The organism is Streptomyces phaeolivaceus (assembly GCF_009184865.1).
In the GTDB taxonomy this organism is placed as follows: domain Bacteria; phylum Actinomycetota; class Actinomycetes; order Streptomycetales; family Streptomycetaceae; genus Streptomyces; species Streptomyces phaeolivaceus.
Genome location: NZ_CP045096.1, coordinates 7,953,545 through 7,977,348, shown reverse-complemented (window position 1 = coordinate 7,977,348; position 23,804 = coordinate 7,953,545). Strand labels below are relative to the sequence as shown.

Sequence of the window (23,804 nt, the reverse complement as noted above, 5' to 3'; positions counted from 1 at the left end):
CGCGATGTCCGAGGCATCGGGTTGCATGGGGCCATGAGCGACGAAGACCTGCCCACCACGGACCGCCAAGATCTGCGTACGGCCGCCGATGCCGTGCTCGCCCGCCTCGTCGGTGCCGCGGCGGGCGCCGCGCGACTGCGCGAGGACCAGTGGCACGCCATCGAGGCGCTGGTCGCGGACAAGCGCAGAGCCCTGGTGGTGCAGCGCACGGGCTGGGGCAAGTCCGCGGTGTACTTCGTCGCGACCGCGCTGCTGCGCGAGCGGGGCGCGGGCCCCACCGTCATCGTCTCCCCGCTCCTCGCCCTCATGCGCAACCAGGTCGAGGCGGCGGCCCGCGCCGGCATCCACGCCCGGACCATCAACTCCTCGAACACGGAGGAGTGGGACACGATCCGCCAGGAGGTCGCCGCGGGCACGGTCGATGTGCTCCTGGTCAGCCCCGAGCGGCTCAACAACCCGGACTTCCGCGACCAGGTCCTGCCCGAGCTGGCGGCGGCGACCGGTCTGCTCGTGGTCGACGAGGCGCACTGCATCTCGGACTGGGGCCACGACTTCCGCCCCGACTACCGCCGGCTGCGCACCATGTTGGCCGACCTCCCGCCCGGCGTCCCCGTGCTCGCCACCACCGCGACGGCCAACGCGCGCGTGACGGCCGACGTCGCCGAGCAGTTGGGCACCGGCGGCGGCACGGACGCGCTGGTGCTGCGGGGACCCCTGGACCGGGAGAGCCTCAGCCTCGGAGTGCTCGAACTGCCGGACGCCGCCCATCGGATGGCCTGGCTCGCCGACCACCTGGGCGAGCTGCCGGGCTCCGGCATCATCTACACACTCACCGTGGCCGCCGCCGAGGAGGTCACCGCGTTCCTCCGCCAGTGCGGGCACACCGTGACGTCGTACACGGGCAAGACGGAGAACGCGGACCGGCAGCAGGCCGAGGAGGACCTCCTCGCCAACCGGGTCAAGGCGCTGGTCGCCACCTCCGCCCTGGGCATGGGCTTCGACAAGCCCGACCTGGGCTTCGTGGTCCACCTGGGCTCGCCGTCCTCCCCCATCGCCTACTACCAGCAGGTGGGTCGCGCGGGCCGTGGTGTCGAGCACGCCGAGGTGCTGCTCCTGCCCGGCAAGGAGGACCAGGCGATCTGGGAGTACTTCGCCTCGGTCGCCTTCCCTCCGGAGGAGCAGGTGCGCCGCACCCTCGACGTCCTCGCGCACGCGGAGCGACCGCTGTCGCTGCCCGCCCTCGAACCACTGGTGGAGCTGCGCCGCTCCCGGCTGGAGACGATGCTGAAGGTGCTCGACGTGGACGGTGCGGTCCGCCGTGTCCAGGGCGGCTGGCTCTCCACCGGCGTGCCCTGGATCTACGACACCGAGCGGTACGCCTGGGTCGCCAAGCAGCGCGCCACGGAGCAGCAGGCCATGCGGGACTACGTGGCGACGCCGGGTTGCCGCATGGAGTTCCTGCGACGGCAGTTGGACGACGAGGAGGCCGTCCCGTGCGGGCGCTGCGACACCTGCGCGAAACCCAGGTTCACGGACTCCGTCTCCCCGGCGGCGCTGGACGCGGCGCGCGGTGAGCTGGGGCGCGCGGGTGTCGAGGTCGAGCCCCGCAAGATGTGGCCGACGGGGCTGCCGGCGGTCGGGGTCAACCTGAAGGGACGTATTCCGGCCGGTGAGCAGGCCACTCCGGGGCGGGCGTTGGGCCGGCTGTCGGACATCGGCTGGGGCAATCGGCTGCGGCCGATGCTCGCTCCCCAGGCCCCCGACGGACCGGTTCCGGACGATGTGGCGAAGGCCGTGGTGGCCGTGCTGGCCGACTGGGCGAAGGGGCCCGGCGGTTGGGCCTCCGGGCAGGCCGACGCCCAACCCCGCCCGGTGGGTGTGGTCACCATGGCGTCCCGTTCCCGGCCGCGGTTGATCGGTTCTCTGGCGACGCGGATCGCCGAGGTCGGCCGACTGCCCCTGCTCGGCTCGGTGGCGTACACCGGCGCGGTCTCCCAGGTCACCCGTAGCAACAGCGCGCAACGGCTCAAGGCGCTCGACGGGGCGCTGACCGTGCCGCCCGAGCTGGCCGTCGCCCTCCAGGAGGCGGGCGGGCCCGTGCTCCTGGTCGACGACGCCACCGAGACCGGCTGGACACTCGCGGTCGCCGCGCGCGTGCTCCGGCGCGCGGGTGCGCAAGGGGTGTTGCCGCTCGTTCTCGCCGTCCGGGCGTGACCGGCCGACCGACCGGACGCGGGCACGGTGGCGCCCGGACGGTGCCGACGAGTTCTCTGTGCAGGGATATAAGCATTGAATCACCACAAAACTGTCAGTGGCCCCAATTGCTCGTTGCCGCAACCAAGTTCGCCAGGAAGAATTGGGGTCCGCTCCCCGCACGGCCTCCCGTGAATCGGTAGGGCTCCTGCTGCGGCGTGCGCTCCCCCAAGTCCGACCCCCGCCCGCAGTGGGCGCGTAGCCGAAGGGAGGATCGTGACCTTCGGATTCGCTCCGTCCTCGGCGGCCTCCGTGTCGACGTCTGCCGACCTGTCCGCCGCTTCCGCCAACCGGATGCTCGAGCCCGCGGAATGGGCCGCCGCCGGGATTCCGCTGCTGCGCAATCCCCGGGAGGTCGTCAGCGGGCTGCACGCACGGCATCAGCCCCGGCCCGCGACGGCGGTCATCGCCGTCCTGGATCCGGACGAGCGGTTGAGGGCGAGCGCCTCGTTCATCCGGCGTCCGGCCCCGGCCGACGGCTGGATGTTCCGCAACGCGCTCCTCGCCCAGCTGCGGCGGGTCATCCCGCACGACCTGCGCCGGCGCACTCCGGTGCGGACCGCCGTGCTGCTCTACTGCCGTGACGGCGACGCGCGTTGGACGGAGGAGGACGGGGCGTGGATGTGGGGGCTGCGGGACGCCTGCACCCTGCACGGGCTGCGCTGCGGGGCGTACATCACGCTGACCCGTGACGGCTGGCAGGTCCTCGGCGAGGGCCGTGGCGGCCGTCGCCCCCACGCGGACTCACCGGCCGAGCCCTTCGCCACGGCCATGGCCCCGCCGCCCATGCCACGCACCGGGGGCGTCGCCTCGGAGGTACTGCGCCGCGCCGCGGCACGCTGAGCCGCTCTCGGCCGCCGCAGCGACCACGGAGAACCGGCCCGCACCCACGCTCGATCCCACGGGCGGGGGTGCGGCGAGCACCGGGCCCCAGCACCGCCTTCGCCCCGGAATGCGGAGGGTGCGCTCAGCGGGCCGCCTCGTGGAGGCGGCTTCGTGGGATGCGGTCACATGGCATGCCCCAGGCATGCCGAAACACCCCGCAGGCACGCCGAAGCGCCCCCTGGCGGGGTGTGGCCGTCATCGCGCCCTGAACGCCCTGAGCCGTTCTCCGGGCACGGACGGCTCCCCGGTGAGCCCTGACAGGCCGACCGGGGCGAGGTCCGCAGTCGCTCAGACTCCGGCGCCCAGCACCGAGTTGATCGTCTGCGGGTCGCCGCACACGATCAGCAGGGTCCGGGCCCGGCCGAGGGCCTTGGGCAGCGACTGTGCGGTGACGGCGTCGGTTCCACCGTTGACGGCGACCACGACCACGGGACGCGGCGCGGCCCGGTCGGTGGCCGAGGCATCGGCGTAGAAGACGTCGTCGCCCGCGTCGTGCTGCGCCCAGTAGGCCGCCTCGCCGAAGGAGAGTTCGTGGTCGGCCCACGGATGCGACTGGCCGGTGGTGATCACCAGCACGTCACCGGGGGCACGGCCCGACTCCAGCAGCAGGTCGACGGCTTCCTCTGCGGCGTCCAGCGCGCCCTCGACCGAGGCCGGGATCAACTGGATCTGCGGGGTGGCGGCAGGAGCGGACGGGCCGGGCTTGACCGCGGCGTGCGCCGCGCGCTGGGCCGGCACCGGCCGGGCAGGACCCGGACGACCGGGCCGCGGCGGAGCCGCGGGACGGGGACCGGGTACGGGACGGGGGGTCGGCGCGACCCGGCCGCTGGCCGGAGTGGCACGCGGGCCCTGGGCACTCTCGTGAATCTGAGGCTCCTCGGGAATGAGAGGCATGAGCTGATTTTTATCAAACGCCGGTGCGACTCGCGTCGGCGGGTGGCACATGGGCACGAACGAATCCGTCAGAAATCGAAGCCGAGCTGACCCTCGATCTCCGGAACGTTTCCGTCCGCCCCGTTGCGGGCCTTCTTGAGGTGCCGCCACTGGGGCAGCGCATCAAGATACGCCCACGACAAGCGGTGGTACGGGGTGGGGCCCCGATCCGCCAGCGCGGCCTTGTGGACAGGCGACGGGTACCCGGCGTTGGCCGCGAAACCGAAGTCTGCATGGTCGACACCCAGTTCGGCCATCATTTTGTCGCGCTGAACCTTGGCGATCACGGAGGCGGCCGCCACGGCGACACAGGACTGATCGCCCTTGATCACCGTACGGACCCGCCAGGGTGACCCCAGGTAGTCGTGCTTGCCGTCGAGGATGACCGCGTCGGGCCGTATCGGGAGCGCCTCCAGGGCCCGTACCGCGGCCAGCCGCAGCGCGGCCGTCATGCCCAGGTCGTCGATCTCCTCCGGAGAGGCGTGGCCGAGGGCGTGGGACGTCACCCACTTCAGCAGCTCCTCGGAGAGCGACTCGCGTCGCTTGATCGTCAGGAGCTTGGAGTCGGTGAGGCCCTCGGGGGGTCGGCGCAGTCCGGTGACCGCCGCGCAGACGGTGACGGGACCGGCCCACGCTCCGCGCCCCACCTCGTCGACACCGGCGATGACCTTGGCCCCGGTCGTGGCGCGGAGTGAGCGCTCGACGGCGTGAGTAGGTGGTTCGTACGGCATGGCGCCCTTAGCCTACGCCGCCCGCGCCCCCGCCGGACACCCAGGTTTCCCGGGGCAACCTCAGCTCCCTCGCCGACCCGGTTCAGACGCCTCGCCGACGGAGCAGCGGCACCATCAACTGGTCGATCATCTCCTCGATGTCCCGCTCTTCCCATTCGCTCCCGCACATCTTCGAGCGGTACATCATCATGGCCGGAATCGCGTCGAAGACATAGCCGTTGGCCGCGTCGGACCGGACCTCTCCCCGGCTGATTCCGCGCTCGACCACCTCTCGCAGAAGCTTGACCGTGGGCTCCACGACGCCCCCGATGATCACGGCATGGAAGCGCTCGGCCTGAATGGTGTCGCATTCGTGAATCACGGAGCGCAGTGCGAACCCGGGTCGCGAGAACATCGCCTCGCGCGCCTGCCGGCACAGCTCCAGCAGATCCTCGCGCACGTTTCCGAGGTCCGGCACCCGATCGAAGCGCGGCAGCCCGGCCTTGAGCGCGTCGGCCACGAGGTCCTCCTTGGAGGGCCAGCGACGATAGACCGCCGCCTTGCCCGTCTGGGCGCCCGCGGCGACCCCCTCCATGGTGAGACCGCTCCAGCCGACCGTGCTGAGCTGTTCGAGCGCGGCGTCGAGGATCGCGCGCTCGAGCACGGCGCCGCGCCGGCGTGGGGAGGCCGTCCGATCGGGAGCGGCCGTCCAGCGCGAAGTGACCATCTGTGTTTCTCCGTTGAGCCGAGGGGCGGGGATACGAGAAGCGGAAGCGGACGGGCGACGCGCACCACGGCGATGGCTTCAATGAACGCTTGCGTTCACTAAGGGGGACTCACTACCGTTGACGCGTCAGTGAACGCAAGCGTTCACTAAGGCACTTGTGGGGGACCTATAGTGACAACCTCTCCGTTGATCCAGGATCAGAAGCCGGGAGCCGCCCGCCGGGAGGGGCGCCCCGGCATCGCGCTCACCGTCATCGCGGCCTGCCAACTCATGGTGGTACTCGACGCGACGATTGTGAACATCGCCCTCCCGCACATTCAAGACGCGCTCAAATTCAGCACCACCGACCTGACATGGGTGGTCAGCGCGTACACGCTGACCTTCGGCGGACTGCTGCTCCTCGGCGGCAGGGCCGGTGACATCCTGGGCCGCCGCCGTGTGTTCATGACCGGAATTCTCGTCTTCACCCTCGCCTCGCTGCTCGGCGGACTCGCCCAGGAGCCCTGGCAGCTGCTGGCGGCACGCGCCCTCCAGGGCGTGGGCGGGGCGATCGCGTCGCCGACCTCGCTGGCGCTCATCACCACGACGTTCCCCGAAGGGCCCGCGCGGAACCGGGCGTTCGGTGTCTTCGCCGCGGTCTCCGCGGGGGGTGGCGCCATCGGGCTGCTCGCGGGCGGGATGCTCACCGAGTGGCTCGACTGGCGCTGGGTGCTGTTCGTCAACGTGCCCATCGGTGTGCTGATCGCCGTCCTCACCCCGATGTACATCAGCGAGTCCGAGCGCCACCCGGGACGGTTCGACATCGCGGGCGCGCTCACCTCCACGGCCGGCATGGCCGCGCTGGTCTACGGGTTCATCCGCGCGGCGGAGGAGGGCTGGCGCGACAGCCTGACCATCGGTTCCTTCTCGGCGGCGGTCGTCCTGCTGCTGACGTTCGGCCTCGTCGAGCGGCGCGCCAGGGAACCCATCACCCCACTGCGGATGTTCACCGACCGCAATCGCTCGGGCACCTATGTGATCATGCTGAGCCTCGCCGCGGCGATGTTCGGGATGTTCTTCTTCATCGTGCTGTTCGTGCAGAACGTGCTGCGGTACACACCGATCGAGGCCGGCCTGGCCTTCCTGCCGGTGACCGTCGCGATCGTCACGGGTGCCGGTCTGTCGCAGCGGTTCCTGCCGGTGCTCGGGCCCAAGCCGTTCATGGTGGTCGGCTCGACGCTCGTCGTACTGGGCCTGACCTGGCAGACCTTCATCAGCCCCGACAGTTCCTACGTCGGCGGGGTGCTCGGCCCGATGGTGATGTTCGGCTTCGGCATGGGGCTGAACTTCGTGACCCTCACGCTGACCGCGGTCTCGGGGGTCGCCCCGCACGAGGCGGGCGCGGCGTCCGGTCTGCTCAACGTCACCCAGCAGGTGGGCGGGTCGCTCGGTCTGTCCATCCTCACCACGGTCTTCGGCACGGCCAGCCGTGACGAGGCGGAGAAGCAGGTGGGGCTGTTCATGGCGCAGGCGACGGACGAACAGAAGGCGGAGTTCGCCAAGACCCGGCAGCTGCCGGCCCCCTGGAGTCACGAAGTGCTCTCCCAGGGCATCTCGACGGCCTTCATACCGGCCGTCGCGATGGCCGTGCTCGCCCTGGCCACCGCCGTGGTGGTGATCAGGGTCCGCAAGAGCGATCTGGAGGCCCTCTCCGGCACGGCCGGCCCCACCGCCGGGGGCTGACGGGACGGCCACGCGAGCGGGTGCGGACAGCCGGACCACGCCCACGGAACCGACGACCGGGCGTGGTCCTGGCGCGCGCGGCCCCGGCCGGGCACCGCCGCCCCGGCCCGCGCGACGGCCTCTCAGCGGTAGTACTCGGGCCCCAGCTCACCGCAGGCCGGGCCGTCCGCTCCCACCACCGGCGGACGCGCGTCCAGGATCCGCCTGGCCTCGGCCTCGCCCCAGCTCGTGGCGTACCAGGGAAGGCGACCCCCCTCGTCCAGTCCCTCCTTGATGTCCCACAGCACGCACGACCGCATGGGCTCCTCCAGCCGGTCCAGGGCGGGCACGGCGTCGGCGGACAGCCCTCGCGCGTAGGGCAGGTCGAAGCGGCCCGTCGTCTCGTACCGCTCGACATTGCGCTCGGCGATCAGCGCGTCCGGCGACGCGAGCCCGAACACCAGCACACCGGCGACCGCACTGGCCGCCACGGCACGCGGCAGCCAGCGGGCGCCCCACACCCCGGCGGCGATGATGAGCACGATGACCAGGCCGAGCCAGAGCTCCATGGCCAGCACCGAGATCCTCAGCCGCGTCAGCCCATAGGCCTCCACATACATGTCCATACGTCGCACGGCGGACGCCACGACAACGAGGGCCAGGGCGCACAGGGTTCCCAGCACACCGCGTACGAGCGTCCGGTCACTCGATCGAGTGCGCGGTGCCCAGCGCAGGGCGAGGACGATGACCAGCAGGGTCAGCAGTGTGGCCATGAGCAGCTGCCAGAACCCCTGGCGCGCGTACTGGGCGTACGTCTGACCGGTCTCCTTGAGGACGGCGTCGTAGCCGCCGAAGAGCACGGCGAGCTGCACCGCGTTGAAGACGGCGAAGAGGGCGACGAGCCCGACCAGGGGCAGCGCCCATTCGACGCGGCCCCGGGCGCGTCCGGCGGGCACCTGGACGCGGTCCCAGCGGGCGGGCGCCGCCGCCGTACGTGCCGCGGCGAGGGTCCCGAACAGGCCCAGCGCGAACAGCAGGATCCGCCAGGGCCCGTCGGAGACGGAGACGTCGGGCACCAGGGCGCCGAGCAGATCCGCGAAGGCCGCGTCGGCGCCGGCGAACAGCGTGCCGAAGACGACGAGCAGGACCGTGGCGACGACCAGCGCCCTCAGCACGGGCACCAGCCGGCCGCGGTCGCCGCCCACCCGTTCGCGGAGCCCCTGCCAGGCCCAGGCCGGGCCGGTGACCAGTGAGGTGAGAACGCCGATCGGGCCGAGCAGTACGGCGGGCCAGCTGCGACCGCCGTGCAGGGCGAGCGAGCCCGCCGCGAGGGCGGCGACGACGGCGAAGAAGGTGGGCCACTCGGCGGCGTGCAGCGCGGGCACGATCAGCAGGGCCAGCCCGCCTAGGCCCCAGACCAGCGCCCACGAGCGGGGGCGGCGGCCCGCACGCCGACCGGCGAAATACACGGCGAGTGTGGCGGGCACGGCGACGACGAGACCGTTGACCGCCAGCCCCTCGCCCAGCAGCACCATGCTGAGGATGCCGGCGGCCAGGGCGGCCCACAGGGTCGCGGTGCGGATGGGCGCGGGATCGTCAGGACGGAAGTCGATCAGCTTGGGCGGCGGGGGCGGCGGCGCCGGTATGGGTATCGGTGCGAGCCCAGCCGGTTTCCGGTCCGGTGCGGCGTCCTTGGGCGCCGTCGGCCCGGAAGGGCTCGCGTCGGTCGTGGCGCGTGCCCTGGGTGCCGGGCCTTCGGGCTCCGGCGTGGCGGGCGCAGCTGGTGTCTCGGACATGGGACCCCCTCCCCGACCGGCCCTCCCCGCCCACCGTACGCAGCGCGTGGCTGCGGCAGAAGGCACGGGGCCGGTGTCTCGTCGCCGCGTCCCGTCATGATCAACAGGCGGCGTGGCGGACAGGGTACGCCGCGGAGGAGCGCCCATGGCCGACCAAGGAGCGCACTGTGGCACTCCTGTGACAGTGGGGACGATTGGGGCCGGTGGGTCTGGGAACGCGGGCTCCCTTCGACCGGCTATCCCACCTGGAGCCAGCCCGGGAACGCCTCGGTCCGCTCCACCCAGGCCTCGGGAGGCGTCCCGGTCTTCCCGGAGGCGACCACTCCGCCCACGATGGCGCAGGTCGTGTCGACGTCACCGCCCACCTGGGCCGTCGTCCAGAAGCCCCGCTCGTAGTCACCGAGGGCGCGGGCCGCCGACCAGAGCGCGAACGGCACGGTGTCGTGCGCGGTGGTGCGCCGTCCGCAGCCCAGGACGGCGGCGACGGTGTCCGCGTCGGCGTAGTCGAGCATGTCCCGGGCACGCCGCAGACCCGCGCCGACGGCGCTCTTCGGGACGAGCGCGACGACGCCGTCGAGCAGCGCCCCGGGGCTCGGCGGCCCGGCCGGGTCGGCCGCCAGCGCCGCGGCGGCGGCGACGGCCATGGCGCCGACGACGGCCTCGCGGTGCTGGTGCGTGGGGTAGGCCGAGATCTCCGCCTGGTGGGTCGCCTGCTCGGGGTCGTCCGCGTACCAGGCGCCGAGCGGGGCGATCCGCATGGCCGCGCCGTTGCCCCAGGAGCCCTGGCCGTTGAAGAGCGCGGACGCCAGCTCGCGCCAGTCGCCGCCCTCGCGGACGAGCCGGAGCAGACGGTTGACCGCCGGGCCGTAGCCCCGGTCGAAGTCGTGGTGCACGGCGAAGGAGCGGGCGAGCGCGTCCTGGTCGACGCGGTGGTGGGCCGCGAGGACGGCCACGACCGAGCAGGCCATCTCGGTGTCGTCGGTCCACTGCCAGGGGCCGGACGGGGTCTCGCGGCGCTTCAGCAGCGGGTAGTTCACGGGCACGAAGTACTGCGAGCCCAGCGCGTCTCCCACCGCGAGGCCGCGCAGACTGGACAGGGCGCGCTCCAGGCGGCCGTCGGAATCGGAAGAGGGGTCAGCGGTCATCGCCATGCCACTCTATCCGGTGGCCCCGTACGATTCCGGGTCGCGCCAGCGGTCGAACGGCCGGTCGAGGGTGTACTTGCCGTCCTCCCCGAGAACGAGCATCCGCATCTCCGCGTTCCCGGGGTTCGACAGCGACTCGAACTCCGCCACGGTCCAGTGGAACCAGCGCATACAGAACAGCCGCATGGCGAGCCCATGGGTGACCAGCAGGACGTTCGGCGGGTGGTCGGGATCCTCGAAACTGCGGAACAGGCTCTCCAGGAACCCGCCGACCCGGTCGTACACATCGGCGCCGGACTCGCCCTGCGCGAAGCGGTAGAAGAAGTGCCCGTACGCGTCCCGGTAGGCCTTCTGGAGCCGTACGTCGTCCGGGTCCTGCCAGTTGCCCCAGTCCTGCTCGCGCAGTCGGGGCTCCTCGCGCACACGCACCTGTTCGGGGTCCAGCCGGAACGCCTGGAACGTCTCGTGCGTGCGGCGGTACGGGGAGACATAGACGCTGACGCGCTCATGACCGAGAACGTCACGGACGCGTCTGCCGGTCCTCTCCGCCTGCCGCCAGCCGAGATCGGTGAGCGCGAGGGCGTGGTCGGGTTCACGCTCGTACACGGTGTCATCAACATTGCCCGTTGACTCGCCGTGTCGGACAAGGATGATGCGCCGTGGTCGTGCCATGCCAAGACCCTAAAGGGGACGACGGCCGATCGAGCACTCGTCCGGGCGTCATACGGCGTAGGTCACACAAGTCCCGCACATCACTCGGGAGGGTTGGAGATCCGAACCGACCCGGGTTCGGATCTCACACCGTCCAGCTCGGCTCCAGTTCCACGATGTCGCCCGTCATGGCGGCGATGTCCGCCTCGATCTGCGCCCGCAGCGCGAGGCGCTCGATGCGTTCGACGCGGTACTTGCCGTGCTCGGCGGCCGAATGCCACATGGAGAGGATCATGAACTCATGGCCCGGTGCCTCACCGAACAGTCCCCGCAGCATGCCCGGGGATCCGGCCATCGCGGGGTTCCAGACCTTCTCCTGCATGAGCGCGAAGTGTTCGGCGCGCTCCTCGTGGACGCGACAGTGCGCCACCCGTACGAGATCGGTGTCCGTGAAGCGCGGCTCGAAGCCGGTCTTCACATCGAAGCGGTGGTCGAAGAGCTTGACCTGCATGTCCTTGAACGTGCCCGACTGCGAGGCGGCGAGCCGGTCGTGGGAGCGCGCCATGAAGGAGTCGTAGAAGGCACGGCTCTCCCAGAAGGAGAAGATGTGCGCCACACCCGCCCGCCCCCGGCTCCAACCCCCGCCCTGTCCACGAAATCCCGGTTCCCCCAGTAGCCCCGCCCATTTTCGCTGCCCCCGCTCGAAACCGCGGCGGTCCACCACGGTGCAGCGAATCCACTTGACCAGCACCGCGCCATGGTAAGGCCACGGAACGTGGCGGCGGTCACTCTCCGGCCGGTTGCACCCGGGCGAGCGGCGGCGCGCGCATGCGAGGATGGACAACTGGCCTGGACCGCCAGGCAGTTCGGCCCGCACGCACAGGAGAACGGGGAGGAGAGTTCTGTTGAACGGCCTCAACAAGGGCATCCGCAAGGTCGAGGTGTCGGTGAAGTGGGACCCGAGCCCCGCCGGACAGCCGCCGACGGATCTCGACATCGTCGCGGCGACCTACCCGGCGGCCGATCCGAGCGGCGGCCCCGCCTATGTCGTGCACTTCGACAGCCGCTCGCCCGACGGCACCATCACCCTCAACCGCGACAGCAAGACCGGCCAGGGCCTCGGCTGGGACGAGATGATGGCCGTCGAACTCGACCGTCTCGACAGCCGGTACGGGCGGGTCGTCATCGGTGTCGCCATACAGCAGGGTTCCGGGACGCGGACGTTCGTCAACGTCCACAAGCCGGGCCTGCGCATCCGTGAGGGCTACACCGTCCTGGCGGAGGACGACTTCGGCGGTGTCCTCGGCTCCACCGCCGCGACCGTCGCCGAGTTCCTCCGGGACGACACGGGCGAGTGGACCTTCCACCCCGGCATCACCGGCTACGACGAGGACCCGGCCGCCTTCGCCCGCGTCATGGGCGCCCCGCCCCGGTCCTGACCCACCCCCCGGCGCACAGCGAAGGGCGGTGGAGCCCGACTTCGGCTCCACCGCCCGATCCCGCCGACCGGCGCCCGGGGGCGCTCAGATCAGCTGCAGCCGCTCGTCGAGCCGCAGCCCTCGCAGATGTAGCAGGAGCCGGCGCGCTGCATCTTCGTACCGCAGGAGAAGCAGAGCGGGGCGTCGGCCTGGATACCCAGCTGCATCTCCACCAGCTCGGCGCTGGTGTGAGCCTGCTGCGGGGCGGGCTTGGCGCCCTCCTCGTCGGCCTTCGGCGCGGAGACGGCCTTCAGCGACTGGCGCGGCGCCGACTGGGACAGGCCCTCGACGTCGACCTCCACGTCGTCGAGGATCGGCTCGTACGAACCGGTCTCCAGGTGCCGCTGACGCTCGTCGGCGGAGTGGATGCCGAGCGCGGAGCGGGTCTCGAAGGGCAGGAAGTCCAGCGCCAGGCGGCGGAAGATGTAGTCGACGATCGACGCCGCCATCCGCACGTCCGGGTCGTCCGTCATACCGGCCGGCTCGAAGCGCATGTTGGTGAACTTCGAGACGTACGTCTCCAACGGCACGCCGTACTGCAGACCCACCGAGACGGCGATCGAGAAAGCGTCCATCATGCCCGCCAGGGTCGAACCCTGCTTGGACATCTTCAGGAAGACCTCGCCCAGGCCGTCGTCCGGGTAGGAGTTGGCGATCATGTAGCCTTCGGCGCCGCCGACGGTGAAGGACGTCGTGATGCCGGGACGGCCCTTCGGGAGGCGCTTGCGGACCGGTCGGTACTCGATGACCTTCTCGACCGTGGCCCGGATCGTCTCCTCGGCCTTCTCGGTGATCTCCGCCTTCTCCGTCTCCTTGGTCTTGGCGGAGAGCGGCTGGCCGACCTTGCAGTTGTCGCGGTAGATCGCGAGCGCCTTGACGCCGAGCTTCCAGGCCTCGAAGTAGATCTCCTCGACCTCCTCGACGGTCGCCGTCTCCGGCATGTTGACCGTCTTGGAGATGGCGCCGGAGATCCACGGCTGGATCGCGGCCATCATACGGACGTGGCCCATCGGGGAGATGGCGCGCTCGCCCATGGCGCAGTCGAAGACCTCGTAGTGCTCGGGCTTGAGGCTCGGGGCGTCGATCACATTGCCGTTGTCGGCGATGTGGGCGACGATCGCCTCGATCTGCTCCTCCTGGTAGCCCAGGCGGCGCAGGGCCTGCGGGACCGTGCCGTTGACGATCTGCATCGAGCCGCCGCCGACCAGCTTCTTGAACTTGACCAGCGCCAGGTCCGGTTCGACACCGGTGGTGTCGCAGGACATGGCCAGACCGATCGTGCCGGTCGGGGCCAGCACGGAGGCCTGCGAGTTGCGGAAGCCGTTCTTCTCGCCGAGGCGCAGCACGTCCTGCCAGGCCTCGGTGGCCGCGGCCCACACCGGGGTGTCCAGGTCGTCCACGCGGACGGCCGTGCCGTTGGCGTCGGAGTGCTGCTTCATGACGCGGTTGTGGGCGTCGGCGTTGCGGGCGTAGCCGTCGTACGGGCCGACGACCGAGGCCAGTTCGGCCGAACGCTTGTACGCCGTGCCGGTCATCAGGGAGGTGATGGCACCGGCGAGGGCGCGCCCGCCCACGGAGTCGTACGCGTGGCCGGTCGCCATCAGCAGGGCGCCGAGGTTGGCGTAGCCGATGCCGAGCTGGCGGAAGGCGCGGGTGTTCTCGCCGATCTTCTGGGTCGGGAAGTCGGCGAAGCAGATGGAGATGTCCATCGCGGTGATGACCAGCTCGACGACCTTGGCGAAGCGCTCGACCTCGAAGGACTGGTGGCCCAGGCCGTCGTCCTTGAGGAACTTCATCAGGTTCAGCGAGGCGAGGTTGCAGGACGTGTTGTCCAGGTGCATGTACTCGCTGCACGGGTTGGACGCGGTGATGCGGCCGGACTCGGGACAGGTGTGCCAGTTGTTGATGACACCGTCGTACTGGATGCCCGGGTCGGCACAGGCCCACGCGGCCTCGGCGAGCTTGCGGAACAGCGCCTTGGCGTCGACCTTCTCGATGATCTCGCCGGTCATGCGGGCGCGGAGGCCGAACTCGGTGCCGTTCTCCACGGCCGTCATGAACTCGTCGTTCACGCGGACCGAGTTGTTGGCGTTCTGGTACTGGACGGACGTGATGTCGTCGCCGCCCAGGTCCATGTCGAAGCCCGCGTCGCGCAGGGCTCGGATCTTCTCCTCCTCCTTCACCTTGGTGGCGATGAAGTCCTCGACGTCCGGGTGGTCCACGTCCAGGACGACCATCTTGGCCGCGCGGCGGGTGGCGCCGCCCGACTTGATCGTCCCCGCGGAGGCGTCGGCACCGCGCATGAAGGAGACCGGACCGGAGGCGTTGCCACCGGAGGAGAGCAGTTCCTTGGAGGAGCGGATGCGGGAGAGGTTCAGGCCGGCGCCGGAGCCGCCCTTGAAGATCATGCCCTCTTCCTTGTACCAGTCGAGGATCGACTCCATGGAGTCGTCGACGGCCAGGATGAAGCAGGCGGAGACCTGCTGGGGCTGCGGGGTGCCCACGTTGAACCAGACGGGGCTGTTGAAGCTGAAGACCTGGTGCAGGAGGGCGTACGCCAGTTCGTGCTCGAAGATCTCGGCATCGGCGGGCGAGGCGAAGTACCTGTTGTCCTCGCCGGCCTTCGTGTACGTCTTCACGATGCGGTCGATCAGCTGCCTGAGGCCGGTCTCGCGCTGGGGGGTGCCCACGGCACCGCGGAAGTACTTGCTGGTGACGATGTTGACCGCGTTCACCGACCAGAAGTCGGGGAACTCGACGCCGCGCTGCTCGAAGTTGACCGAACCGTCGCGCCAGTTGGTCATGACGACGTCACGCCGCTCCCAGACCACCTCGTCGTACGGGTGCACGCCGGGGGTGGTGTGGATGCGCTCGATACGCAGCCCCTTGCTCGCCTTGGTGCCCTTGGCGCGGGAACTCCGTGCCGGACCGCTCGCCGTCTCTGTCATGCCGCCTCCCTGTACGGGCGAAAACGCCCTGAAGTGCCACGTTGTTCCCATGACACGGTGTTTCTGTCTTGTGCCGCGACCTGGCTGACACAGCCCTTCGCGACAGGTCTGGATCGCCGCCGATCGTCCGGACCCCACGGTCCGGGGTTGCGGCCCGCCGTCAGTCGGCGGCGTTGGCGGGCACGGGGACCTGGACAGTCCCTCCGGACCCGCGGTCGCTCTCCGGGCGCTCCGCGACCGCGATCTCGACGTCGTCGTCGTTCGCGTCGGGGCGCTTCTCCTGCTCTTCCCTGAGTTCCGCGATGGCGGCCTCGAAGTCGTCCAGCGAGTCGAACGCCCGGTATACCGAGGCGAATCGCAGGTAGGCGACGAGGTCGAGTTCCCGCAGCGGGCCGAGTATGGCCAGACCCACGTCATGGGTGGTCAGTTCGGCGCTTCCGGTGGCGCGCACCGCCTCCTCGACCCGTTGGCCGAGCTGGGCGAGCGCGTCCTCGGTGACAGGCCTCCCCTGGCATGCCTTGCGGACGCCGTTGATGACCTTGGTACGGCTGAAGGGCTCGGTCACGCCGGACCTCTTGACCACCATCAGCGAGCACGTCTCCACCGTCGTGAAACGACGGGAGCAGTCGGGACACTGGCGGCGCCTGCGGATCGACGTGCCGTCGTCCGTCGTACGACTGTCGACGACGCGGCTGTCGGGGTGCCTGCAGAAGGGACAGTGCATAACTCCAACCCTCCTCACAGCACGACTCGATAGCCCCCACGGGCCACTCGGGCCCCGCGGAAGCAGCCCCAAGCATAGGGGATGACCAAGAGCCCCAGGACCGGGGGGACCACAACTTCTGGGCCGTTGCGGCAATCCAAGCACTAGATGTAGGGCTTGGCACGTAAATCCACCCGCAGAGCGCGTGTCGCCCACGTATCGGCATGTGACAGACGGAGGCACCGTCGCGGAGCGCATCCCTACCGTCGCGTAGCGGACGCGGATACGGTGGGACACCAAGGGAGAAGGGGTCAGTCACCGACCGGCGGAGCACCGGGTGGCAGACTGGCCCACGCGGCGTCCCGGGCCCACAAGGCCCTTCGTCCCGGCGGTGAAGAGTACAGCAATCGGCGCTTTTGTCCGCCGGAGCCGCGAGCCCTACACCCAGACACATGGTCACGTCAGGTAATCCACGGTTTTTCACTCGAACGTGTGTTTGGCGCAACCTTTCGAAAGCAACTACCGTTGTGCTGCACGGGAGACCATCGAGAGGGGCCGACGTGACCACCACCGCTGACAGTGCCACCATCACTGCCCAGGACCGCTCCCAGAGCCGACTCGAGCCGGTGCATGCGATGAACGAAGCCACGAACCATGAAGGGCCCAAGCGAGCCCTGCCCGGCCGACCTCCAGGCATCAGGGCGGACAGCTCCGGGCTCACCGATCGCCAGCGCCGGGTCATCGAGGTGATCAGGGACTCGGTGCAGCGGCGGGGATACCCGCCGTCGATGCGGGAGATCGGCCAGGCGGTCGGCCTGTCCAGCACGTCTTCCGTGGCACACCAGCTGATGGCACTGGAGCGCAAGGGCTTCCTGCGCCGCGACCCGCATCGCCCTCGTGCGTACGAGGTCCGCGGTTCCGACCAGTCCTCGGCGCAGCCCACGGACACGGCGGGCAAGCCGGCCGCGTCGTATGTGCCGCTCGTCGGCCGGATCGCCGCCGGTGGCCCGATCCTGGCCGAGGAGTCCGTCGAGGACGTGTTCCCGCTCCCCCGCCAACTGGTGGGTGACGGCGAGCTCTTCGTCCTGAAGGTCGTGGGTGACTCGATGATCGAGGCCGCGATCTGCGACGGGGACTGGGTGACGGTCCGCCGTCAACCGGTCGCCGAGAACGGCGACATCGTGGCCGCGATGCTGGACGGCGAGGCCACGGTCAAGCGTTTCAAGCGCGAGGACGGCCATGTCTGGCTGCTCCCGCACAATGCCGCCTACGAGCCCATCCCGGGTGACGACGCGACCATCCTCGGCAAGGTGGTGGCCGTGCTGCGCCGCGTCTGACACCAGCGGCGGACGGTCGCCCGTGCCGTCCCCGCCCCTGATCCGGGCCCCGGAATCCACTGCGCCGGTTCCGGGGCCCCGGCCTGTCCAGGGCCCGTGGCGGAATCCCGCCGCGGGCCCTGAGGCCGTTCGTCATGCCCCGGCCTTCTCCACTTCGCTGTCCTTCTTCGCTTCGCCGTCGTTCTTCGCCTCGCTGTCCGCCGCCGCTTCTCTGTCCTTCGCCGCGCTGTCGATCGCGGCGAGCGACCTACGGACCTGGTTCCTGTCCGTCGTGTACCAGAAGTCGGGCAGTGACGCCTTCAGATAGCTGCCGTATCGCGCGGTCGCCAGCCGCTGATCCAGTACGGCGACCACACCACGGTCCCCCTGCGCCCGTACGAGGCGGCCGGCGCCCTGGGCCATCAGCAGGGCCGCGTGGGTGGCGGCGACGGCCATGAAGCCATTGCCGCCCGCCTCCTCGACGGCCTTCTGGCGGGCGCTCATCAAGGGGTCGTCGGGGCGCGGGAACGGGATCTTGTCCATGACGACCAGCTGACAGCTCGTCCCGGGCACGTCCACGCCCTGCCAGAGCGACAGGGTGCCGAACAGGCAGGTCCTCGGGTCGGCCGCGAAGCCCTTGATCAGCTCACCGAGCGTCTCCTCGCCCTGGAGCAGGATCGGGTACTCGGGGATGCGGACGCGCAGTTCCTCCGCCGCCAGCTGGGCGGCCCGCATCGACGAGAACAGACCGAGCGTCCGGCCGCCTGCCGCCTGGATCAGCTCCGTGAGCTCGTCGAGCATGTCCGCCCGGTCGCCGTCGCGCGCGGGGCGCGACAGATGCTTGGCGACATAGAGGATGCCCTGCCTCGGGTAGTCGAACGGCGATCCGACGTCCACGCCCTTCCACTGCGGAAGGTCGTCCCCCTGGGCGCCCTCCGGTGCCAGGCCCAGTGACGCGCCCACGCCGTTGAAGTCGCCGCCCAGCTTGAGCGTGGCCGAGGTCAGGGTGACGGAGCGGTCCGTGAAGAGCTTCTCCCGGAGGAGACCGGACACGGACATGGGGGCGACGCGCAGCGAAGCACCGAAGCGGTCGTGGCGTTCGTACCAGACGACGTCCCACTCGGATCCGTTGCTGATCCGCTCCGCCACGTCGTGCACGCTCTCCACCGCCGCCAGCGCCTGCTTGCGGACGGCGTCCTCGTCCTGGACGGACTTGTCGCGGGTGCTGCCGATCGCCGAGATCACCGTACGGGCGGCGTCGCGCAGCGCCATGAGGACGTACGCCAGGTCCTCGGGGACCTCCTCCAGGCGGCCCGGCAGGGCCAGCTCCATGACCCGTTCGAACCCCTCGGCGGCGGTCTGGAGCTGGTCGGCGACCTTCTCGTCGACGAGCTTCGCCGCCCGCTTCACGGCGCGGTCGACCTGGCCGGGGGTCAGCTCGCCGGTCGCCACGCCGGTCACCCGTGAGACGAGTTCGTGCGCCTCGTCCACGATCAGCACCTCGTGCTGCGGGAGCACCGGAGCGCCCTCGATGGCGTCGATCGCGAGCAGCGCGTGATTGGTGACGACGACCTCGGAGAGCTTGGCCCGCTCCCGGGCCATCTCGGCGAAGCACTCGGCGCCGTACGCGCACTTGGTGGCGCCCAGGCACTCCCGGGACGACACGGAGATCTGCGCCCAGGCACGGTCGGACACACCCGGGGTGAGGTCGTCCCGGTCGCCGGTCTCGGTCTCCTGCGACCAGTCCCGCAGCCGCAGCAGGTCCTGGCCCAGCTTGCTGGAGGGCGCGGCGGCCTCGAACTGGTCGAAGAGGCCCTCCTCCTCGTCCTGCGGCACGCCTTCGTTCAGGCGGTGCAGGCACAGGTAGTTCGACCGGCCCTTGAGCATCGCGAACTGGGGGCGGCGGCGCAGCAGCGGATGCAGCGCGTCGACCGTTCTCGGCAGGTCCCGCTCCACGAGCTGGCGCTGCAGTGCCAGGGTCGCCGTCGCCACGACGACGCGCTCTCCCTGGGCGAGGGCGGGCACCAGGTAGCCGAGCGACTTTCCGGTGCCGGTGCCGGCCTGGACCAGCAGATGGGAGCCGTCGTCGATCGCCTCCGCGACGGCTTCGGCCATGGTCACCTGGCCGGGGCGCTCCATACCGCCGACAGCGGTGACGGCGGCGTGCAGGAGTTCGTGGAGTGAGGGCTTCGTCATAGCGCGACCACCCTACGGGTCACCACTGACAACCGGGTGATCGAGGCGGAGGCGTGGGGCGTGAGGGACGGGATCAAGACCGGTTCTTCTCTCTACATCAGATCGCGCAGTAGCCGGTCCCGGATCATGAGGGCGGCCCGTTTGTCGGGCAGGTCGACCTCCGACGAGAACCGGAAGCCCGCGCTCAGGAACGCGGCGACGGAGGGGAAGTTGCGAAGGTCGGGTTCCGCGATCACGCGGGCGCACGACGGTCTTCTGTCGAGGACGAGATCGGCGACGGCACGCAGCAGGACGGAGCCGAGACCCCGTCCACGATCGGCCACGGGTCCGATGAGGAGGTGGATTCCGGTGTCGTGCGGGCGGGCGGGGTAGTGGCGGGCGACGGGGTCGAGGTCCGCCCGGTAGATCTCCCAGTAGCTCATGGGGGCGCCGTTCAGCAGTCCGAGGCAGGGCACGCTGCGGCCGTCTCCGTCGAGCTGCGCCCGGAGGTGGTGCGCGGTCACGTCCTCGGGGCCGGCGAGCTTCCAGGAGGAGGCCACCGCCGCGTCGTTCATCCAGCGGGAGATCAGCGGCAGCTCTCGTTCGAGGCGGACGGGAACGAGGCGCAGGGTGCCCGCCGGAGTGACGACCGGCCCCCAGTCGGCGAGGTGGTCGAGCAGCTCGCCCTTGGCCGAGAGTGCCTCCTGTTCGGCCTCGGTCCGGCCACCGCGTGTGTCGCCGTCCTCGGACAGGAACGCGAGGAGGTCGTCGGGCAGGCGCAGTTCGAGCGTGTCCTCGTTGCTCGTCGGGGCCGAGGCGGTGTCGGTGCTCGCCGGGGTGCTCGCGTCGGTGGGAGGCACGGCGACGCTCCTCTCAGGAGATCGGGTGGGTCATGTTCCTCGGAGCTGAAGGGGGTTGGTGACGCTGACGTAGACGGACTGGGTGGCGACCGGGCCGACGAGTTCGTCGAGGCCGTGGAGACGGGTCAGGAGGTTGGCCTTGCAGCGCAGGACGGGTGAGTCGAGCAGCCGGGCCGGCAGGGTGCCGCGCAGCCGGGCGGGGCCGGTGGCGACACCCGTGAGGAAGCGGCGGAAGGCTGCCAGGAGGAGCCGTTCGTCGCCGAGGCGCTGGGAGCCGAAGGCGCCGATGAGGCCGAGGACGTTGTTGACGCCCAGGTAGTAGGCGAACCGCTCGTCGGTGACCTCGTCGGGGACGAACGTGTCGCTGTGCTCGCCGATGCCGGGCAGCCGGGCCGAGAGATCCGCGCGGCGGGACTCACGGAAGTAGTAGCCCTGGTTGTCGCGGTACCGGCCGCCGATGGGCCAGCCCTCGGGGTCCAGCAGGACGAGGGTGTTCTGCTGGTGCGCCTCCAGGGCGATCCCCGCCTCGCCGTCCAGCCACAGCACGGGCCGCACGACCTGCTCCAGATAGCGCAGGAACCACTCGACGGCGACGGTGCCCCGGGGGCGGCCGGTGCGCTCGGCGAGGCGGGTGACGATGTCGGCGAGGCGCGACCGCGTGGTGAGGCCGAGGAGGTCGCCGGGAGCGGTCTCGCGGCCCTGCCGGAGAGGGGCACGGGTGTACGGCCTCGGTGACACGAGTCCCGCGACACAGCACGCGTCGTCCGCCGGGCCGAACGGGTTGTGCCGGATCACCACGTCCAGGCCGGGCAGCTCGGCGCCGTCCGGTGCGGTGACCGCCAGCCAGGCCGGGTCGCGGACGATGTCGAACCCGGGATGGGCCGCCTGCCACTGCTCGGTCAGCCCGGTGCGCAGCAGGCGGTGGACCTCCACGCCCCGGTGGAGTTCCTTGCGGAGGTTCTCACGGCGGGAGTTGGTGATGCGCAGGCCCAGCGAGAGCTTCAGCATCGCGGGGGCGCCGGTGCGGTGAACGGTGCGGACGGAGGAGGTGGGGTGCCAGGGGGCGCCGTGCGGACCCAGATCGCGGAGCAGACCCGCGTCGAGCAGTGCGGCGACGGCCGGGCGGTGGCGGACCTCGCGGAACTGCCAGGGGTGCAGCGGCAGGGCGGCGTACCCCTCCGGCAGCGGGAGACGGGGGCCGGCCAGGCGTGCGGTCAGCTGTGGGGCGGGGACGGGGCGACCGCGTTCGGTCCAGGCCGAGTCGGTCGACAGGACGGAGGGGGCGACCGCCATCCAATGGAGGGGGAAGGAGCCGCGCGACTCCGGTGAGTAGAGCCGTGCCTCGGCCTCGGACAGCCCTTCTCTGCTCTTCGGGGTGGGGTGCAGGGGATGGCCGAGGATGAGGGCCTGCTCGGCGGCGAGGAAGCGGTCCGGATGATCGGTGGGATCGGCCCGGCGCTCGGCGATGAACACGGCGACACGACGGGCGGAGTCGGCGACCCTGTCGACCAGGTCGCGGTGGTCCGACGGGGTGCCCGGCCCGTGCGTGGATCGGGCGGCCACCTCCTCGGCCAGCAGGGACGCCACCGTGGCCGCGTCGACAGGGGGTGCGGTCGCGCGGGTGCCGGCGAGATGCGGCGGGCCGAAGCGGTGCCAGCCGGTCGGGGACCAGTGGAGCACCGGGGCGAGGAGTGTCGTGCCGGCCGTGGGGAGCGGGACGCGCAGGACGCCGTCGTGGGGGGCGCCGAGGTCGTGTTCGCGTACCCAGCAGCGCAACAGGTTCTCGACCGCCGCCGCCTGCGCCGCCCTGTGCGGGTCGGGGTGGTGCAGGGCGTCGACGGCGGGGCCGGGCGAAGCCTCGGTGGCCTGGGCATCGTCGGGGGTCGGCTCGGTCGGGAGGTGAGCGGGCTGGGCTTGGCGGGGGACCGGCAGGTCGGGGTGCGGGGGCCGGTCTGGTCGGCCGGGGACCGTGTCGTGATCGTGGGTGCGGGCCTCGGGGGCGGAGGGCGGCGTCAAGGCGGTTCCTGGGGTCGCTCGTGCGGGAGGGCGGGCGCGGCTGCTCGGAGGGCCCGGCGGTCATCCCCCGGGCAGGCGTCCCGGGTCTGCGGCGCGCTCGGGCATCCGGGCCACCGGGCCCCGTGTCTCGGCGGCGGACGCCACCGCGGCGATCGCGTCCGTCAGACGGTCGAGTACGGCGTCGGTCTGCTCGTCGGTGATGGTCAGGGGTGGGAGGAGACGGACGACACCGGCGTGACGGCCCCCGAGTTCGACGATCAGACCGCGGCGGAGGCACTCGCGCTGGACGGCGTTGGCGAGGGAGGGGGCGGGTGGCCGCGGGCCGGTGGCGTCGATGGGAGGGGGCGCGTCCGGGCTGACCATCTCGATGCCGATCATCAGCCCCCGCCCCCGTACGTCACCGACGCAGGCGAAGTGCTCGGTGAGGACGCGGAGTCGGGCGAGGATACGGGCGCCCAGGGTCTCGGCGCGTTCGGCGAGGCCGTTCTCACGGACGTGGGCGAGGGTGGCGGTGCCGGCGGCCATGGCGAGCTGGTTGCCTCGGAAGGTGCCCGCGTGGGCGCCGGGCTGCCAGACGTCGAGGTCGTCGCGGTAGACCACGACGGCCAGCGGGAGGCTGCCGCCGATGGCCTTGGACATGACCATCACATCGGGGACGACACCGCTGTGTTCGACGGCCCAGAACCGGCCGGTGCGGCCCACGCCCGTCTGGACCTCGTCGGCGATCAGCGGGATCGAGCGCGCGGCGGTGATCTCGCGCATACGACGCAGCCAGCCGTCGGGGGCGGGCACGACGCCGCCCTCGCCCTGGACGGGTTCGAGGATCATGCCGGCGGGCAGCGGTACGCCGGATTTGGCGTCGTCGAGGACGGACTCGGTCCAGCGGGCGGCGAGTTCGGCGCCGCGTTCACCTCCGATACCGAAGGGACAGCGGTAGTCCTGCGGATACGGCAGACGTGCCACCCGTACGTCGTAGGCGCCCCCGGAGGCTTCGAGGGCACCGGCGGTCATGCCGTGGTAGGCGCCGGTGAAGGCGAGCATCCCGGTGCGTCCGGTCGCCGCCCGGACCAGCTTGAAGGCGGCCTCGACCGCGTCGGTGCCGGCGGGCCCGCAGAACTGGACGCGGGCGCGGTCCGCGAGCCCCGGGGGAAGGGTGCGGAACAGTTCGGTGGTGAAGGCGTCCTTGACGGGGGTGGCCAGGTCGAGGACGTGCAGGGGGGCGCCCGAGTCGAGGACCTTTCGGATCGCTTCGAGGACGACCGGGTGGTTGTGGCCGAGGGCGAGGGTGCCGGCGCCGGACAGACAGTCGAGGTAGCGACGGCCGTCGGCGCCCTCGACGGTCAGCCCTCGCGCGCGTACGGGCACGATCGGGAGGGCGCGCGCGTAGGTGCGTGCCGCCGACTCGCGGGCGGCCTGCCGCCGCAGGATCCCCTCGTGTCCCGCATCCGCCCGCTCGGGCTCACGCCCCACCGGCGCCACCGCAGACTCGGTCACCGCCACGACTGCA

The 23,804-nt window shown here is 71.1% G+C and carries 18 protein-coding genes; 5 read left to right on the top strand and 13 right to left on the bottom strand.

Annotation, left to right across the window (positions count from 1 at the left end):
* Nucleotides 1-33 precede the first annotated feature (33 nt).
* Nucleotides 34-2,214 carry a RecQ family ATP-dependent DNA helicase gene (locus tag F9278_RS36715; protein WP_152172149.1) on the top strand — a complete coding sequence of 727 codons (2,181 nt, stop codon included), beginning with the start codon at nucleotides 34-36 and terminating at the stop codon, nucleotides 2,212-2,214.
* Nucleotides 2,215-2,469: 255 nt separating this feature from the next.
* Nucleotides 2,470-3,096 carry a hypothetical protein gene (locus F9278_RS36710; RefSeq protein ID WP_086756937.1) on the top strand — a complete coding sequence of 209 codons (627 nt, stop codon included), beginning with the start codon at nucleotides 2,470-2,472 and terminating at the stop codon, nucleotides 3,094-3,096.
* A gap of 330 nt (nucleotides 3,097-3,426) precedes the next feature.
* Here the strand turns inward: F9278_RS36710 and F9278_RS36705 are convergent, their stop codons facing one another.
* The 3 genes from F9278_RS36705 to F9278_RS36695 all read right to left on the bottom strand — a co-directional run bounded on the left by F9278_RS36705 (nucleotide 3,427) and on the right by F9278_RS36695 (nucleotide 5,508).
* A complete protein-coding gene (locus F9278_RS36705; RefSeq protein WP_152172148.1) occupies nucleotides 3,427-4,032 on the bottom strand; it encodes a hypothetical protein in 606 nt (201 codons plus the stop codon).
* A 68-nt stretch (nucleotides 4,033-4,100) separates the two neighbouring features.
* A complete protein-coding gene (locus F9278_RS36700) occupies nucleotides 4,101-4,802 on the bottom strand; it encodes a ribonuclease HII (RefSeq protein WP_152172147.1) in 702 nt (233 codons plus the stop codon).
* Nucleotides 4,803-4,884: 82 nt separating this feature from the next.
* Nucleotides 4,885-5,508: a TetR/AcrR family transcriptional regulator gene (locus F9278_RS36695; RefSeq protein WP_152172146.1), complete on the bottom strand. Its 624-nt coding sequence runs from the start codon at nucleotides 5,506-5,508 to the stop codon at nucleotides 4,885-4,887.
* 171 nt (nucleotides 5,509-5,679) lie between these two features.
* Here F9278_RS36695 and F9278_RS36690 point away from each other — a divergent pair, with 171 nt between their 5' ends.
* On the top strand, nucleotides 5,680-7,230 hold the full coding sequence (locus F9278_RS36690) for an MFS transporter (protein WP_152172145.1): 1,551 nt from the start codon (nucleotides 5,680-5,682) through the stop codon (nucleotides 7,228-7,230).
* Nucleotides 7,231-7,352: 122 nt separating this feature from the next.
* On the opposite strand, the gene F9278_RS36685 is transcribed toward F9278_RS36690, so the two are convergent.
* The 4 genes from F9278_RS36685 to F9278_RS36670 form a co-directional block, all read right to left on the bottom strand.
* A complete protein-coding gene (locus tag F9278_RS36685; protein WP_226967104.1) occupies nucleotides 7,353-9,005 on the bottom strand; it encodes a DUF4153 domain-containing protein in 1,653 nt (550 codons plus the stop codon).
* A 236-nt stretch (nucleotides 9,006-9,241) separates the two neighbouring features.
* Nucleotides 9,242-10,150 carry an ADP-ribosylglycohydrolase family protein gene (locus F9278_RS36680; protein WP_152172144.1) on the bottom strand — a complete coding sequence of 303 codons (909 nt, stop codon included), beginning with the start codon at nucleotides 10,148-10,150 and terminating at the stop codon, nucleotides 9,242-9,244.
* Between the two features lie 12 nt (nucleotides 10,151-10,162).
* Nucleotides 10,163-10,822, bottom strand: a complete 660-nt coding sequence (locus F9278_RS36675) for a histidine phosphatase family protein (RefSeq protein WP_152172143.1) — start codon at nucleotides 10,820-10,822, stop codon at nucleotides 10,163-10,165.
* Nucleotides 10,823-10,946: 124 nt separating this feature from the next.
* On the bottom strand, nucleotides 10,947-11,552 hold the full coding sequence (locus F9278_RS36670; RefSeq protein WP_152172142.1) for a YdbC family protein: 606 nt from the start codon (nucleotides 11,550-11,552) through the stop codon (nucleotides 10,947-10,949).
* A gap of 154 nt (nucleotides 11,553-11,706) precedes the next feature.
* Between F9278_RS36670 and F9278_RS36665 the strand changes: the two genes are divergently transcribed.
* The gene (locus F9278_RS36665; RefSeq protein WP_264300192.1) at nucleotides 11,707-12,240 is read left to right on the top strand and encodes a TerD family protein; all 534 of its coding nucleotides are present in this window, start codon (nucleotides 11,707-11,709) and stop codon (nucleotides 12,238-12,240) included.
* Nucleotides 12,241-12,329: 89 nt separating this feature from the next.
* On the opposite strand, the gene F9278_RS36660 is transcribed toward F9278_RS36665, so the two are convergent.
* Both F9278_RS36660 and nrdR read right to left on the bottom strand, forming a co-directional pair.
* Nucleotides 12,330-15,227 (bottom strand): vitamin B12-dependent ribonucleotide reductase, encoded by a 2,898-nt coding sequence (locus tag F9278_RS36660; RefSeq protein WP_152172140.1) that lies wholly within the window; start codon nucleotides 15,225-15,227, stop codon nucleotides 12,330-12,332.
* Between the two features lie 160 nt (nucleotides 15,228-15,387).
* Entirely contained in the window at nucleotides 15,388-15,951 is a 564-nt protein-coding gene (nrdR, locus tag F9278_RS36655; protein WP_152172139.1) for a transcriptional regulator NrdR, read from the bottom strand.
* 539 nt (nucleotides 15,952-16,490) lie between these two features.
* On the opposite strand from nrdR, the gene lexA reads away from it, so the two are divergent.
* Nucleotides 16,491-17,267 (top strand): transcriptional repressor LexA, encoded by a 777-nt coding sequence (lexA, locus tag F9278_RS36650; protein ID WP_020114122.1) that lies wholly within the window; start codon nucleotides 16,491-16,493, stop codon nucleotides 17,265-17,267.
* 132 nt (nucleotides 17,268-17,399) lie between these two features.
* On the opposite strand, the gene F9278_RS36645 is transcribed toward lexA, so the two are convergent.
* From F9278_RS36645 to F9278_RS36630, 4 genes are all read right to left on the bottom strand, one after another.
* Nucleotides 17,400-19,442, bottom strand: a complete 2,043-nt coding sequence (locus F9278_RS36645; RefSeq protein ID WP_152172138.1) for an ATP-dependent DNA helicase — start codon at nucleotides 19,440-19,442, stop codon at nucleotides 17,400-17,402.
* A gap of 92 nt (nucleotides 19,443-19,534) precedes the next feature.
* Nucleotides 19,535-20,281, bottom strand: a complete 747-nt coding sequence (locus tag F9278_RS36640) for a GNAT family N-acetyltransferase (RefSeq protein WP_152172137.1) — start codon at nucleotides 20,279-20,281, stop codon at nucleotides 19,535-19,537.
* A gap of 30 nt (nucleotides 20,282-20,311) precedes the next feature.
* Nucleotides 20,312-22,297, bottom strand: coding sequence for an IucA/IucC family protein (locus F9278_RS36635; protein WP_193241795.1), 1,986 nt, complete (start codon nucleotides 22,295-22,297; stop codon nucleotides 20,312-20,314).
* A 60-nt stretch (nucleotides 22,298-22,357) separates the two neighbouring features.
* Nucleotides 22,358-23,797 (bottom strand): diaminobutyrate--2-oxoglutarate transaminase family protein, encoded by a 1,440-nt coding sequence (locus tag F9278_RS36630; protein WP_152172136.1) that lies wholly within the window; start codon nucleotides 23,795-23,797, stop codon nucleotides 22,358-22,360.
* Nucleotides 23,798-23,804: the final 7 nt, after the last annotated feature.

Excerpts from the sequence above, each read along its gene's own strand:
- F9278_RS36685 (WP_226967104.1), bottom strand. The coding sequence starts at position 9,005 with ATGTCCGAGACACCAGCTGCGCCCGCCACGCCGGAGCCCGAAGGCCCG.
- F9278_RS36680 (WP_152172144.1), bottom strand. The coding sequence starts at position 10,150 with ATGACCGCTGACCCCTCTTCCGATTCCGACGGCCGCCTGGAGCGCGCC.
- nrdR (WP_152172139.1), bottom strand. The coding sequence starts at position 15,951 with ATGCACTGTCCCTTCTGCAGGCACCCCGACAGCCGCGTCGTCGACAGT.
- F9278_RS36695 (WP_152172146.1), bottom strand. The coding sequence starts at position 5,508 with ATGGTCACTTCGCGCTGGACGGCCGCTCCCGATCGGACGGCCTCCCCA.
- F9278_RS36715 (WP_152172149.1), top strand. The coding sequence starts at position 34 with ATGAGCGACGAAGACCTGCCCACCACGGACCGCCAAGATCTGCGTACG.
- F9278_RS36660 (WP_152172140.1), bottom strand. The coding sequence starts at position 15,227 with ATGACAGAGACGGCGAGCGGTCCGGCACGGAGTTCCCGCGCCAAGGGC.
- F9278_RS36705 (WP_152172148.1), bottom strand. The coding sequence starts at position 4,032 with ATGCCTCTCATTCCCGAGGAGCCTCAGATTCACGAGAGTGCCCAGGGC.
- F9278_RS36675 (WP_152172143.1), bottom strand. The coding sequence starts at position 10,822 with ATGGCACGACCACGGCGCATCATCCTTGTCCGACACGGCGAGTCAACG.
- F9278_RS36645 (WP_152172138.1), bottom strand. The coding sequence starts at position 19,442 with ATGACGAAGCCCTCACTCCACGAACTCCTGCACGCCGCCGTCACCGCT.
- F9278_RS36700 (WP_152172147.1), bottom strand. The coding sequence starts at position 4,802 with ATGCCGTACGAACCACCTACTCACGCCGTCGAGCGCTCACTCCGCGCC.